Here is a 14,918-nt window from a genome sequence, read left to right as displayed (position 1 = left end):
GTCACAAGGACAGACCCGGCAGGCCTTCACGCATCTGATCGGCGTGGTGCAATCGCTGGTCGAGCTGGGGCTGTTCGCCGCCGGTGCCGGCATCATCGGCAAACAGCTTGGCGAGTTGCTGCCCAAAGACATGGTGGCGTTTTTTGATGGTTTGAAACCCGTCGCCGGAGCCGATGGCAAAACCCGCTACTGGAAACCGGATCTTGCACCTTACGCGCAAAAAAAATCGTTACCCAAGGGCAAGAGCGCCGATGGCAAGGGACTGTATGCGCACGAAGGCAAATCATTGCTGCCTTTGGGCGACCAATTGTTTTCGGTGGCCAGAGCATCTGCCGACGAACCCTACAGGATCGAACATCCGACGCGTCCCGACGCCTATCGCCCACGGCTGGACTACATCGATGACGGCGTCTGGATGACGGAACTCGACAAGCCCCTGAACTGGGACCGAAACACCCTGCTCAAGCATGCCGGCCCCCATGCCGGCTCACTGTCCGCCAGCGAGCGCGAACTGGCCCTGAACATCAGCGGCCATCACGAGAATCACCTGCGCAAGGCCCGATTCGAACGCACGTCGTTGCCTCCCCTGTTACGCGATTCAATGGAGCGAATCGGCCTGGACAAGGACATTCACACCTTCATTGAACAAATGCGTAGCGAGGCACCCGGGGACTATCTGCGCGCAGACTGGAAAACCCAACTGCAATTGCTCACACAAAATATGCTCTGGCCGGAAAACAAGGGGCTGCGCCTGTTGAACAGCGAAGGCGAGACGCTTTGGGAAAGCGCCAACGCCTCCTCAGCGCCCCTGAACCTTTACCAGGCGCAGGAGCGCAATACCGACCTGCTTTTTACCCTGCTGCGCCAACTCGACGAAACGCAGATCAAAACCCTGCTGGAAGAAGATCGCGGCGCCCCTCCCAGTGCAATCACCGTGCGGACCCGCTTGTTGCGACGGAAACTGGCGAGTATTGCCGAGAATAAAAAAACCTCGATGTTTGATGAGCGCTACCGCGTACTGGATCGCATCGCCTCCCCTCAAGTCCAGGCAATCATCGATTCCGCGCCGGGGCTGCCGGTCAGCGTCGCCACGGAAATATTCGATACTGCGACGTTTGTGGAACGCAACCAATTGAAGCTTCGCTCAGTCCCCGAGCGCTTGACTCACATCGCGCGCTGGGCCAGACAGGAAGTTCGCCTGTCGCGGGCTTATGAAGGCCTGTACCTCGATGCTGCGCCAAACCTGGACAGCGATGTTCTGGCGCTGCACTCACTGGAAAAACTACGCGGCTGGCCTGGGGGCATTCGACTCGAAATCAGAGAGTTCAGTTACGCAGGGCGTCTGCGCGAGAGCATCGGTGATGCCCACGCCGCCGTTCGAAAAGTTCTGGTTCTGCGTGAAGACGGTCGGTACGAGTCCTACGACGAAAAAAATCTGGCGCTGTCCTCGCCGGATGACTTCATCGACAGCCTGCTCAGGGCGTTGCCCGACGAGGTGCGCAACGCTCTGAACATTCATGTCGGTGAAGCGCCAAAACTGCGCAAGGCGTTGCAGGAGCATGCACTCGATCGGGACACGCTGCGCACTCTGCTGTCACGCACGCCGCTACTCAAGCCGGCTTACGATCCCAGGGTCGTGCGCCTGCCCGGAGGTACGGATGGCTACGAACGCTCTCACCCTGGCAGCACGCCTTTGATGCAACTCGCGCGCAATCTCTATCCAACTCTTTACGAAAGTCAGTTGCGTGATCTTCTGAATCAGCTGCAAAGGCGTCCCGGCGGCGCGCGCAGCGAAATTTATCGCCTGCACGCCGAACATCACCAGCTGGCAACGGATCTTGAGGCCTGGGTTGCCCAGTCACCCCACTTTGACCCGTTGACAGGTGCCCGACTGACCTTGGAGGAATATGCGGAAGCAAAAAACAGTCGCGCCCAATTCGCCAAAGAGCTCGAGCGATGCTGGCGCAGGAAAATACCGGTGGAAAGCGTGGATCCCGAGACCGGCGCGCTGGGCTACAAGCTGCGCTATGCCAGACCGCTGCTCGGTGATTTACCGACGCTGACGGCTGACATGCCGCATGTCACCAGCCTGATCATCGAAGACAGCCCGGGGGCATCCGGGCTCAATGGATTACTGGCAATGCTGCCCAAGTTGCAGAACCTTGAAATCAGGCGATGCAATCTGAGTCAGTTTCCCGAAGCGCTGGTGCGCTTGCCCGATCTGAATCAACTGACACTGAGCGAATGCGCCATCACCCTGACCCCACACACACGACAAACCCTTGCCTCGCTGCACACCCTGACCAGCCTGGATCTCTATGGAAATCCATTGACACTGCCACCCGATATCACCGCTATGCCGGACCTGGAGTTCCTCGATGTTTCCAGCACCGGCATTGCGCAATTGCCCGCCGGCCTGATCGACCACCCAAAAATCGACGTTGCCACTTTTTCAGGTAATCAGCTCATCGACATTCCACAGGCGATCTTTGAGCGGCCCGGCAGAATGACCAAAGGGCTGGACTTCGGCAGCAATCCTTTGTCTGACGCCTGTCGCGAAAGGGTCAAGGCTTACTATCAGCTCAACGGGCATGATCTTGGCGTGCTGGCCGAAATGGCCGAGATTAATCGCGTAAGAGACCTGTATCCAAAGATGGACTACGAAGAGGCGAACGATTTCATCTATCGCCTGCCCGGCACACTTGAAAGCGGCCGACAAGAAGTCACCCGATTGCAGGCCAAGTACGCGACGCTCACCACCGAACTGGCAGCGTGGGCCGGCAATGTTCCGGCACTCAACCCCGCCACCCGCGCACCCTTCACTGCGGATGAGCTGAGCGAGGAAAATGCTGCCCGCAAAATTTTCAAGGCGCGAGTGAAAGCGTGCTGGAGGCGAGCAAGCCCGCTGAATAGTCTTGACCCGAACCCGCAGCCGTCTTTCGAACTGAAACTGCCGGCTCCCCCTTCCGGCGATTTGCCTGCCTTGAGCGCAGACTTCAGTCATGTTTCTTTATTGGCCCTGGAGGGTGACGCCGGTATCACCAGCGGTGCAGGACCATTTCTTGGCTGTTTTCCCAAGCTCCAGACATTGTTCATTCGCCAATACTCATTGACGAATATCCCGGAGCAGATTTTCAACATGGGCGAGCTCACCTCATTGACGCTGACGGAATGCGCGATCCAATTGACTGAGCCCACTGCCACTGCGCTGAGCGGAATGACGACGCTCGATACTCTGAATCTTAACCGTAACCCTTTGGGGTTGACCCCTGATGTCAGCCGAATGTCCGACCTGTCGATTCTGTCCCTGGCTCACACGGGCATCACTGAAATTCCCCGTGGTCTGTTTCAGCTCCCGGAACTGTATATGGCTGACCTGAGCCACAACGCGATCGTCAATATTCCGGCCGATGTGCTTGAACTCCCTCCGATAATTGCAAATGGAATCGACCTGGCCGCCAATCCACTGTCATCGGACAGTTTGCAAAGACTTACCGCCTATTTCGCTCAAACCGGCCGCTCCTTCAATGTCGTTCAAATACCAAGGCTGGGGCGAAGGGAAATGAGTGACTCGGAACCGTCAGACGTAGAAACCTGATCAGTCTGCAGCGCCTGAACGGTTTTCAACCGCGCTCCGGCGGCACCGACGACAGCTCGAACGGGCTGCTACTGCGCCGCTGGTTGCGATCTTCCCGCGGTGTGGCACCGAAGAAGTTGCGGTAGGCGCTGGAGAAATGCGGTCCCGAAGAGAAACCGCAGGACAGGCCGATCTGGATGATCGACTTGCTGGTTTGCATCAACATCTGCCGGGCCTTGTTCAGGCGCAGTTCCAGGTAGTACTGGCTCGGCACGCGGTTGAGGTATTGCTTGAAGATCCGCTCGAGCTGGCGACGGGACACGCACACGTGCTGAGCGATTTCGTCGGTGGTCAGCGGCTCTTCGATGTTGGCTTCCATCAGCAGCACCGCTTGGGTGAGCTTCGGATGGCTGGAGCCGAGGCGGTTCTGCAGCGGGATGCGCTGGCGTTCGCCGCCCTCGCGGATACGCTCGACCACCAGTTCTTCGGACACCGCACCGGCCAGTTCTGCCCCATGATCACGGGCCAGCACCGCCAGCAGCAGATCGAGGACCGACATGCCGCCACACGCAGTCAGGCGATCGCGATCCCAATCGAACAGATGGCTGGTGGCAATGACTTTCGGGAAGCGCTCAGCGAAATCGTCCTGCCAGCGCCAATGCACGGCCGCGCGGTAACCGTCGAGCAGACCGAGCTGCGCCAGCGGATACACACCGGCTGACAGGCCGCCGATCACGCATCCGGCACGCACCAGTTGCTTGAGCGCGCTGCTGAGGGCCGGGGCCAGGGTGGTCGGCGGCTCATCGGCGAGCAGAAACAGTTTCTGGAAGTTTTCCAGCTTGCCGGTCCAGGCTTCGCCGGGCAGTTGCCAGGCGCCTTCGGCCGCAGCTTCCGTATTGGCTTCGGCCTGCAGGAACGACAGTTCGTACACCACGTCCGGGTGCACACGCTGAGCAACCCGCAAGGCCTCCTCCGCCAGCGCCAGCGTCAGAGCTTTAGTGCTGGGCCAAATCAGGAAACCAATTCGATGGGCAGTCATGGGCGGGCAATCCGAAACGAAGAACGGTGATGAAGGCATGGGCCAATGCTAGCCCGTAAATGAACGCAAATCTCGAAACCTGCGCAGCTCCCACTGTAGGCGCTGTCGAGTGAAACGAGGCTGCGATCTTTTGATCTTGTTGTTGAAGATCAAAAGATCGCAGCCTTCGGCAGCTCCTACAGGGAATCGGAGCCAGCCTTCAGGCTGCGAAGCATGCACTATTCGGGTGCATATCGGCAGCTCTGATTACTTGAGGCTACCCGACAGGAATTGCTGCAAACGTTCCGATTGCGGATTGACCAGCACTTCGCGCGGGTTGCCGCTCTCTTCAACAACGCCTTTGTGCAGGAACACCAACTGGTTCGACACTTCACGGGCAAAGCCCATTTCGTGCGTGACCACAACCATGGTGCGGCCTTCCTGAGCAAGGGCCTGCATGACTTTCAGCACGTCGCCGACCAGCTCCGGGTCGAGGGCCGAAGTCGGCTCGTCGAACAGCATCACTTCCGGTTCCATCGCCAGCGCACGGGCAATTGCCACACGCTGCTGCTCACCACCGGACATGTGCCCCGGGAACGCGTCTTTACGATGGGCCACGCCAACCTTGTTCAGGTAGTGCTCGGCTTTCTCGCGGGCTTCGGCCTTGGACACGCCCAGCACGTGGACCGGCGCCTCCATGATGTTTTCCAGCGCGGTCATGTGCGACCACAGGTTGAAATGCTGGAACACCATCGACAGGCGCGAACGCATGCGCTGCAACTGTTTCGGATCAGCGGCTTTCAGCGCGCCGTCCTTGTTCGCCACCAGTTTCAGCTCTTCGTTATTGAGCAGGATCTTGCCCGCGTGCGGCTGCTCGAGCAGGTTGATGCAGCGCAGGAAAGTACTTTTGCCGGAGCCACTGGAGCCGATGATGCTGATCACATCGCCGGCTGCCGCTTTCAGGGACACGCCCTTGAGCACTTCGTGACTGCCATAGCGTTTATGCAGGTCTTGGACTTCAAGTTTGTACATGCGGTCGGTTCTCACAAAAACAGTCAGTCAGTCGTTGAGCAAGCGCCCGTGACGCAGCGCTTCGCGCCCCGCCACCTTGGCCAGCCAGAAACCGGGTTGGGCATAGCGCAGCCGTTCAATGGCAAACAGCACCCCGGACGTACCAGCACACACCGTGCTGACCCGATCGGACACAGGGTCGATCACTTCGAAAATCTCATCCCCGGCTTCAACCCACTCGCCGGGTTTACGCAGAAAACTCACCACACCGGGGTGCGGCGCCAACAGCAATTCAGTGCCTTCGAACGGCATGCCTTCGCACGGTTCGCTGGCCGGCTTCGGCCACTCGCCGGTGATCAGGCCTTGCTCGGCGAGGAACGCCAGAATGCCTTCGGCCCAGGCCTGCGCATCCGCGCGGTCGGTATTGGCCTGACCGCCCAGCTCGACGGTGGTCGCCAGGCACGCCAGTGGGATCTGCGCGTCCGGGAACTGCCGCGACAGACGCAACCACGGCAACGAGCACGCTTCATCGAAGGAGCTGCCGCCGGAATCTTCCGCCAGCAGACCGACCTTCACATTCAGGTGCGCCGCCAGCGAACGCCACTGGGGCCAGTGCTGCGGCAGCGCGTACATGTGCAGCGCGGCTTCGGCGTCGCAATGCAAGTCCAGCACCACGTCAGCGGTGCAGGCGTGGCTGAGCAACACGCGCTGCATGCCTTGCAACTGGCTGCTCGCCTCGGGCAGTGCCGCCAGATGATCAGCCATGGCCTGACGGATCAGGCGAATGTTGGCGTGCGGATCGTCACCGAGACGGTCGGCCAGTGCCGCCGCCACCGGCGCGCTCAGCTCAACGAAATCGCGGTTGAAATTCTTGCCGCTGCCCGCCTCGAAACGCCCCTGATGATTGCCTTGCAGCAATTGGCCGAGGCCCAGCGGGTTGGCGACCGGCACCAGCTCGATCACGCCGTTGAGCAGGCCCTGGGCTTCGAGTTCGCCGAGGCGCTTTTTCAGCTCCCAGGCGGTGCGCATGCCCGGCAGTTCGTCAGCGTGCAGGCTGGCCTGGATGTAAGCCTTGCGCTCGCCGCTGCCGAAGCGGAAGACCGAAATCTTGCGCTCGCTGCCCAGATGGCTCCACGGCAATACGTGGTCGATGCGTTCCATATCAGTGCTTCCGTGGGGCCAGGTAGCTCAGCCAGCGACGCTCGGCCAGCTTGAACAGCTTCACCAGAATGAAGGTCAGGCACAGGTAGAACACGCCGGCGGTGATGTACGCCTCGAACGGCAGGTAGTACTGCGCGTTGACGGTACGGGCCGCGCCGGTGATGTCGATCAGGGTCACGATGGACGCCAGACTGGTGGTCTGCAGCATCATGATCACTTCGTTGCTGTACTGCGGCAGTGCCCGGCGCAGGGCCGATGGCAGTAGGATGCGCTTGTACAGCTTGAAGCGCGACATGCCCATGGCCTTGGCGGCTTCGATCTCGCCGTTCGGCGTGGCCTTAAGGCTGCCGGCAATGATTTCGGCGGTGTAGGCGCTGGTGTTGATCGCGAAGGCCAGGCACGCACAGAACGTGGCGCTGGACAGCCACGGCCAGAAGAAGCTTTCACGCACCGCTTCGAACTGCGCCAGACCGTAGTAGATCAAAAACAGCTGCACCAGCATCGGCGTGCCGCGGATCACGTAGGTATAGAGCCACGCGGAGCCGTTGACGATCGGGTTCTTGGAGACGCGCATCAGCCCCAGCGGCAGTGCCGCGAGCAGACCGAACAACAGCGACAGCGCGAGCAGTTTGAGGGTGGTCAGCAGGCCGCCGAGGTACAGCGGCATGGCCTCCCAAATGACGTTGTAGTCGAAGATCATAGATCAGCCGCCCTTACGCCTACCGAGTAGCGCTTCTCAAGGTGACGCAGCGCCAGCAACGAAACACTGGTGATCACCAGGTACATCGCCGCCACTGCGAGGAAGAAGGTGAAAGGCTCGCGAGTGGCGTCTGCCGCCTGCTTGGCCTTGAACATCATGTCTTGCAGACCGACCACCGAAATCAGCGCGGTCGCCTTGGTCAGAACCAGCCAGTTGTTGGTGAAGCCAGGAATGGCCAGGCGAATCATCTGCGGCACCATCACCCGGAAAAACACCTGAAAACTGCTCATGCCGTACGCCATGCCCGCTTCGGCCTGGCCTTTGGGAATCGCCATGAACGCACCACGGAAGGTCTCGGACAGGTACGCACCGAAGATGAAACCGAGGGTGCCGATGCCGGCGGCCAGCGGGTTCAGGTCGATGTAGTCGTCATAGCCGAGCATCGGCGCGACGCGGTTGAGCAAATCCTGGCCGCCGTAGAAGATCAGCAGGATCAGCACCAGATCGGGAATCCCGCGGATCACCGTGGAATACAGATCGCCCAGCCACGCCAGCCAGCGAATCGGCGACAGGCGCAGCGCGACCCCGATCAGCCCGAGAACGATGGCCAGGGCCATGGACGACAAGGCGAGCTGAAGCGTCAGCCATGCGCCATCGAGGATGACAGCCCCGTAGCCTTTCAACATGATTCAGGTCCTCGAAAGTTGGGATGAAAAAATGGCGCAAACCGCAGAGATCCTGTTGCTTGCGCCATTTCTGACTTGTCGCAGAGACGTGTTACTTGCCGTAGATATCGAAGGCGAAGTACTTGTCCTGGATAGCTTTGTATTTACCGTTTTCACGGATGGCCGTGATGGCTGCGTTGATCTTGTCTTTCAGCGCGTCACCCTTGCGCACCGCGATGCCTACGCCGTCGCCGAAGTATTTGACGTCGGTGAACTGCGGGCCAACGAAGGCGAAGCCTTTGCCGGAATCCGTGTTCAGGAAGCCGTCCTGCAGCAGGGTGGCGTCCGCCACGGTGCCGTCGAGGCGACCGGCGGCCACGTCGAGGTAGATTTCGTTCTGCGAGCCGTACGGCTTGATCTCGGCACCCAGTGGGGCCAGGACTTCGCGAGCGAAACGCTCGTGGATCGAACCACGTTGCACACCGATGTTCTTGCCCTTGAGCTCAGACAGGTTGTCGCTGACAACGGTGCCTTGCTTCATGACCAGACGGGCCGGGGTGTTGTAGTACTTGTTGGTGAAGTCCACGGACTTCTTGCGGTCTTCAGTGATCGACATGGACGACAGGATCGCGTCGATCTTGCGCACTTTGAGCGCCGGGATCAGACCATCGAACTCTTGCTCGACCCACACGCACTTGACCTGCATCTGCTCGCACAGGGCGTTGCCGATGTCGTAGTCGAAACCGACGATGCTGCCGTCCGGCGCTTTGGAAGCGAACGGAGGGTAAGCCGCTTCGATACCGATTTTCAGAGGTTTTTCATCAGCGAAGGAATTCAGCGACAGCACGGACAGTGCCAGGGCGCCAAGCAGCACAAGTTTCTTCATCTTGGGACTCCATCGGTAAAGGGCAAAAACGGCAGAGTGAGCGACAGCCCAATATGCGAATGGGTGAATCGGGAAAGCGGTGCAGCATCGGTGGGAAATTTCCCGATGAAACCCCCAAGGGTTTCAACGTCAGCCACGATGAGCGAGTGATCGGCATTCTAACGACAGGCCCGAAGCCGATATTTCTTCAATGCGACAACTAATTACAGATGCACAGAGAAACCCGCTTGAGCACATTGACAGCCTTGCAAATTCATGCAAGAGCGAAAGATAGTGAACCGATCTATGCTGCAAATTGCGGGCCTATTATTCGCAAACCCTTCTAATCCGGCAAGCGCAGCGTTGTGTCTTATTTTTTACTGGCGGTTTTGAGGCTCTAAAACGGGGCATTGCGTTTCCCTTTGCCCCGCTGCGAGGCGGGCGGTTACACATTTGGTTACTCGGATGGGGGCGGGTAACAGCGGGAAATGGCTTGCGCAGGAAATCGATAATTATTGATTGGGTGGGTTTTGATTCTGACAGGGGACTACTCCGGCGTCTGACAGATTGCTATCGCTGGCAAGCCAGCTCCCACACGGATTTCGGTTGAGATTGAAATTTCGTTCACACCTGGGAAACCTGTGGGAGCTGGCTTGCCAGCGATGAGGCCAGTCCAGCCACCCCACAATTGCGCAGGAACTCAAACCTGCAACACACCACAAACCTGTGGGAACGAGCCTGCTCGCGATTAGGCAGGCACAGCCAGCACAACCCCTCCAGACACAAAAAAGCCCCGCCCGGCATCACCGGACAGGGCTTCTGTGAAGCTAACGCTTACGCCACATTCATCGTCTTGTGCGTATCAATCAAATGCTGCACCACACCCGGATCCGCCAAAGTCGAGATATCCCCCAACCCGTCATATTCCGCCGTAGCAATCTTGCGCAGAATCCGCCGCATGATCTTGCCCGAACGGGTCTTCGGCAGTCCCGGCGCCCACTGGATCACATCCGGCGAAGCAATCGGGCCGATCTCCTTGCGCACCCAGTTCTTCAGTTCCAGGCGCAGTTGCTCGCTCGGCTCCTCGCCATTCTTCAGGGTGACGTAGACATAGATGCCCTGCCCCTTGATGTCGTGCGGCACACCGACCACCGCCGCTTCGGCGACTTTCGGGTGGGCGACCATGGCGCTTTCGATCTCGGCGGTACCCATGCGGTGGCCGGAGACGTTGAGCACGTCGTCCACACGCCCGGTGATCCAGTAGTAACCATCGGCGTCACGCCGCGCACCGTCACCGGTGAAGTACATGCCACGGAAGGTTTTGAAGTAGGTGTCGACGAAGCGGTCATGGTCGCCATACAGCGTGCGCGCCTGACCCGGCCACGAATCGAGAATCACCAGATTGCCTTCAGCCTCGCCTTCGATGATGTTACCGAGGTTGTCGACCAGCGCCGGCACCACACCAAAGAACGGACGTGCCGCCGAACCCGGTTTCAGCGCATGCGCACCCGGCAGCGGGCTCATCATGTTGCCGCCGGTTTCGGTCTGCCACCAGGTATCGACGATCGGGCAACGGGACTTGCCGACATTCTTGTAGTACCAGTCCCAGGCTTCCGGGTTGATCGGCTCGCCCACCGAACCGAGCAGACGCAGGCTGCTGCCGTCAGCGCCTTCGACGGCGGCGGTGCCCGACGCCATCATCGCGCGGATCGCGGTCGGCGCGGTGTAGAGGATGTTGACCTTGTGCTTGTCGACGATCTTCGCCACCCGGGTGATGTCCGGGTAGTTCGGTACGCCTTCGAACAGCACGGTGGTCGCGCCATTGGCCAGCGGGCCGTAGACGATGTAGCTGTGGCCGGTGACCCAGCCGACGTCGGCGGTGCACCAGTAGATTTCGCCCGGACGGTAGTCGAACACGCGCTCGTGGGTCATTGCCGCGTATAGCAGATAACCGCCAGTGGTGTGCTGCACGCCCTTCGGCTTGCCAGTGGAGCCGGAGGTGTAAAGGATGAACAGCGCTTCTTCAGCGCCCATCTCTTTCGGCGCACACACGGTGCCCGCCACTTTCATCAGGTCTTCGTACCAGATGTCGCGATGCTGGTTCCACTTGATGTCGCCACCGGTGCGCTTGCACACGATGACTTTCTGGATGCTGCTGGTTTCCGGGTTGGTCAGCGCGTCGTCAACGTTGGCCTTCAGCGAGATTTTTTTGCCGGCACGGATGCCTTCGTCAGCAGTGATCACCACTTTCGAGCGGCAGTCGATGATCCGCCCCGCCAGCGCTTCCGGCGAGAAGCCGCCGAACACCACCGAGTGAATCGCGCCGATCCGGGTGCAGGCCAGCATGGCGACCACGGCTTCGGGGATCATCGGCATATAGATAGTCACCACGTCGCCACGGTGCACGTCCTGACCACGCAGGGCGTTGGCCAGTTTGCACACTTGTTCGTGCAGTTCGCGGTAGGTGATGTTGCGGCTTTCGGAAGGATCGTCGCCTTCCCAGATGATCGCGACCTGGTCGCCGCGCTCGGCCAGATGACGGTCGAGGCAGTTGTAGGAAACGTTCAGGGTGCCGTCGGCGAACCACTTGATGTCGACATGGTGATCGTCGAATGAAGTCTGCTTCACCGTGGTGAAAGGCTTGATCCAGTCAAGACGCTTGGCTTGCTCGCGCCAGAAGCCGTCAGGGTTGACGACCGACTGCTGGTACATGGCTTTGTAGGTCGCCTCGTCGGTCAGCGTATTGGCCAGAACCTCGGGACGAACGGGATACAGAGAAGCCGCACTCATCTTTCCTACCTCGGTGTAATAGTTGTTTTTGTATGACCCCGTTGTAGCCGGGCCGGCCCCATAGAACCATTCGACGATGGTTGTAGGAGCTGCCGCAGGCTGCGATCTTTTGATCTTGCCTTGCAAAATCAAAGACGAAAGATCGCAGCCTTCGGCAACGCCTACAAGGGTTGGCCGGTGTTTTGTGGGGATTGTTACCAAAACCGCGAAAAGTGTTTATCAAAACCCCACCTGTTTACCCCCACCCCACCTCCCTAAAATCCGCATCGCCGACAAGGCAAACGCGATTAACAACGTTACAGCCCCCACAAAGGCCGTTAATCCAGTTCTCAAGTAATAACTGCAAACGATGAAGTTCCACACGCAACCCTAAACAGGTTGCGTGACCCCACTCGACCTCAAAAAGGTAAATCTGAAATGAAAGCTTTATTGGTTCTGGCCCTCAGCAGTCTGTGCGCAACCGCCATGGCAGACGAGGTCCCGACTGATGTCGCACAGCAACAACCGGTGATCGAGGAATACACTTACTCCACTCACCTGGACATCGCCAACGTAGTGTCCATGAGCGAAGTTCCGAACGTCTGCGAAGTTGTCCCGATGAAAATGGAATACGACGACTCCAAAGGTCAGCGTCATATCCTGCGTTACAGCGTGATGGGTAACGGCTGTACCAATTGATGATCGAGACTGCACCGAATCGGATCGCTCAGCGCCTCATTTGAGGGTCGATTCCAGCCCGGCTTCGGTCGGGCTCAGTTGTGTCTGGAGTCGTCAAAAATGCTTGCAAAACACTAGATGTAGTGAAAACCCGGTTTTTTTGTTCGTTTTTTGAGCAATTCCACAATCGCGAGATTTGTACGAAAAAAAATCTATCCCCGGCAAAGCCCTGTAAACCCGCACTCTCATCGAAAAACCACCCTCCTCGACCGCTCCATGCGCGGATTCGCCTCAGCACAGCCGTGTTTTTTTCCCTATAATGCCGCCCTAATCGGGTCAGCAATATTCCCTTACAGGGATCAAAGCCATTCTGAAGCCCCGCAGCAGCCCAAACGCTGATCTGCGCCCGTCAGAGGCTCTCGGAAACCCGTACAAAATTCTGTTTTATTGCCTGCCTTGGCTGCCGCAAAAAACGATTCCTTAAGATCCAACGCGGTCTGTACGACCGTGTGAAAAACCAACCAATCAGGTTTCACACGGGGCGACAGGCCCTCACGCAGGAGACGACACGTCATGCTGAGCTGGGACGAATTCGACAAAGAAGACAGTGAAGTAGCAACCGTGAAAGGCGCCAACGCCGGCCACGCTACTGAAGCCAACATGGACCGCCTCGACAGCGCCGGCGGTGCCGCAGCGCTGGAAGCCCGCGCCGTGACCGCCGACGACTCGGCCGCCGTGGCCCGCGCCAAGGCAGCACTGGATTCCCTCGACGTCGCCGAAGGCCTCGCCGAACTCGAAGGCGCCTCCGCCCGTGTCGCCGTTGACGAAAAGCGCATGATCAACTGCCGCGCCGACCTCAACCAACTCGTACCTTTCAAGTACGACTGGGCCTGGCAGAAGTACCTGGACGGCTGCGCAAACCACTGGATGCCGCAAGAAGTCAACATGACCGCCGACATCGCCCTCTGGAAAAACCCGGAAGGCCTGACCGACGACGAGCGCCGCATCGTGATGCGCAACCTCGGCTTCTTCTCCACCGCCGACTCCCTGGTTGCCAACAACCTGGTGCTGGCCGTGTACCGCCTGATCACCAACCCGGAATGCCGCCAGTACATCCTGCGCCAGGCCTTCGAAGAGGCGATCCACACCCACGCCTACCAGTACTGCATCGAATCGCTGGCCATGGATGAAGGCGAGATCTTCAACATGTACCACGAGATTCCATCGGTCGCCAAAAAGGCAGCCTGGGGCCTGAAATACACCCGCTCGATCTCCGATCCGAAGTTCGAAACCGGCACCCCGGACACCGACAAAGAACTGCTGCGCAACCTGATCGCCTACTACTGCGTTCTGGAAGGCATCTTCTTCTACTGCGGCTTCACCCAGATCCTCTCCATGGGCCGCCGCAACAAAATGACCGGCGTCGCCGAGCAGTTCCAATACATCCTGCGCGACGAATCCATGCACCTGAACTTCGGCATCGACGTGATCAACCAGATCAAAATCGAAAACCCACACCTGTGGGACGCCGAAATGAAGGAAGAAGCGACCCAGATGATCCTGCAGGGTACGCAGCTGGAAATCGAATACGCCCGCGACACCATGCCTCGCGGCGTACTGGGCATGAACGCGGCGATGATGGAGGACTACCTGAAGTTCATCGCTAACCGTCGTTTGTCGCAGATTGGTTTGAAAGAGGAATATCCAGGGACTACTAACCCGTTCCCTTGGATGAGCGAGATTATGGACTTGAAGAAAGAGAAGAATTTCTTTGAGACTCGGGTTATTGAGTATCAGACTGGTGGTGCGTTGAGCTGGGATTGATTGATATGGCTCTGCTGCTTCAATTGCAGCAGGGCCATAAAAATATCAAAAGAGCATTATTCAGAAGGCAGAAACAAGAAACCCGCAGCAATCGCGCCAACGACTGCTGCGGGTCTTGACCGCACCATTGAACAGAAGCCCGAGGGTGCGGGCCGTGACTGAAAGAACTCAAATCACGATGCATTGGGAAAATGCGCGACGTGATTATAGACATCTTTCAGACGGTTACAACGGCCTCACGTCGGAGAATTCGTCATGAACGATTATCCGGTGGCACCGCCAGGATACAGAGCTGTTTTCTGTATGAGCTTCAAGCACTGGCGCAGTGGAAAAGACGTCTTTCGCAAAGACGGGCGTCCTTTCTGTTTTTTTGTGAAGGCCTAACCCCACGGGACAGGCAACTGTCCCGTTCTATAATCACGTGCTGAGTAATTCCTATGAAACAGACAATTATTGACGCAATCAGTAACTATCAAGTTTTAACGTTCACATACAGCGGGATTCCACGGGTAGTTGAACCGCATGCCGTTGGCCTTTCTCGCACAGGGAAAGAAGTACTCCGTTGTTTTCAAACCCATGGCGGCCATGTAACTCCAGGCCACGAATGGGATCTGTGCGAGCTCAATAAAATATCTGACCTGAAAACATCT

11 protein-coding genes are annotated in these 14,918 nt (G+C 58.4%); 4 read left to right on the top strand and 7 right to left on the bottom strand.

Going from position 1 to position 14,918, the window contains the following annotated elements:
- Positions 1–46 precede the first annotated feature (46 nt).
- On the top strand, positions 47–3,598 hold the full coding sequence (locus DBR18_RS03640; RefSeq protein ID WP_218277846.1) for a DUF6543 domain-containing protein: 3,552 nt from the start codon (positions 47–49) through the stop codon (positions 3,596–3,598).
- Between the two features lie 25 nt (positions 3,599–3,623).
- On the opposite strand, the gene argR is transcribed toward DBR18_RS03640, so the two are convergent.
- The 7 genes from argR to acs form a co-directional block, all read right to left on the bottom strand.
- Positions 3,624–4,616 (bottom strand): transcriptional regulator ArgR, encoded by a 993-nt coding sequence (gene argR, locus DBR18_RS03635; RefSeq protein WP_177482337.1) that lies wholly within the window; start codon positions 4,614–4,616, stop codon positions 3,624–3,626.
- A 246-nt stretch (positions 4,617–4,862) separates the two neighbouring features.
- A complete protein-coding gene (locus DBR18_RS03630; protein WP_003227281.1) occupies positions 4,863–5,627 on the bottom strand; it encodes an ABC transporter ATP-binding protein in 765 nt (254 codons plus the stop codon).
- Between the two features lie 27 nt (positions 5,628–5,654).
- Complete coding sequence (locus tag DBR18_RS03625; protein ID WP_108589289.1) at positions 5,655–6,767, bottom strand: M14 family metallopeptidase; 1,113 nt, start codon at positions 6,765–6,767, stop codon at positions 5,655–5,657.
- 1 nt (position 6,768) lies between these two features.
- The gene (locus tag DBR18_RS03620) at positions 6,769–7,467 is read right to left on the bottom strand and encodes an ABC transporter permease (RefSeq protein WP_108589288.1); all 699 of its coding nucleotides are present in this window, start codon (positions 7,465–7,467) and stop codon (positions 6,769–6,771) included.
- Positions 7,464–8,153 carry an ABC transporter permease gene (locus DBR18_RS03615; RefSeq protein ID WP_003227287.1) on the bottom strand — a complete coding sequence of 230 codons (690 nt, stop codon included), beginning with the start codon at positions 8,151–8,153 and terminating at the stop codon, positions 7,464–7,466. The genes DBR18_RS03620 and DBR18_RS03615 overlap by 4 nt, the downstream gene beginning before the upstream one ends.
- A 91-nt stretch (positions 8,154–8,244) precedes the next feature.
- Positions 8,245–9,018 (bottom strand): ABC transporter substrate-binding protein, encoded by a 774-nt coding sequence (locus DBR18_RS03610; RefSeq protein ID WP_007963103.1) that lies wholly within the window; start codon positions 9,016–9,018, stop codon positions 8,245–8,247.
- 813 nt (positions 9,019–9,831) lie between these two features.
- Positions 9,832–11,787 (bottom strand): acetate--CoA ligase, encoded by a 1,956-nt coding sequence (gene acs / locus DBR18_RS03605; protein WP_108589287.1) that lies wholly within the window; start codon positions 11,785–11,787, stop codon positions 9,832–9,834.
- Positions 11,788–12,204: 417 nt separating this feature from the next.
- On the opposite strand from acs, the gene DBR18_RS03600 reads away from it, so the two are divergent.
- From DBR18_RS03600 to DBR18_RS28475, 3 genes are all read left to right on the top strand, one after another.
- Positions 12,205–12,465, top strand: a complete 261-nt coding sequence (locus tag DBR18_RS03600) for a DUF2790 domain-containing protein (protein ID WP_108589286.1) — start codon at positions 12,205–12,207, stop codon at positions 12,463–12,465.
- Positions 12,466–13,017: 552 nt separating this feature from the next.
- Entirely contained in the window at positions 13,018–14,268 is a 1,251-nt protein-coding gene (locus DBR18_RS03595) for a ribonucleotide-diphosphate reductase subunit beta (RefSeq protein WP_003227292.1), read from the top strand.
- 437 nt (positions 14,269–14,705) lie between these two features.
- Positions 14,706–14,918: hypothetical protein (locus DBR18_RS28475; RefSeq protein ID WP_218277845.1), on the top strand; the 213-nt coding region annotated here is incomplete at its 3' end.

It is taken from the genome of Pseudomonas sp. HMWF021 (assembly GCF_003061005.1).
In the GTDB taxonomy this organism is placed as follows: Bacteria; Pseudomonadota; Gammaproteobacteria; order Pseudomonadales; family Pseudomonadaceae; genus Aquipseudomonas.
Note: the sequence above shows the minus strand (reverse complement) of the source record. Positions and strands in the feature narration are given on the sequence as shown.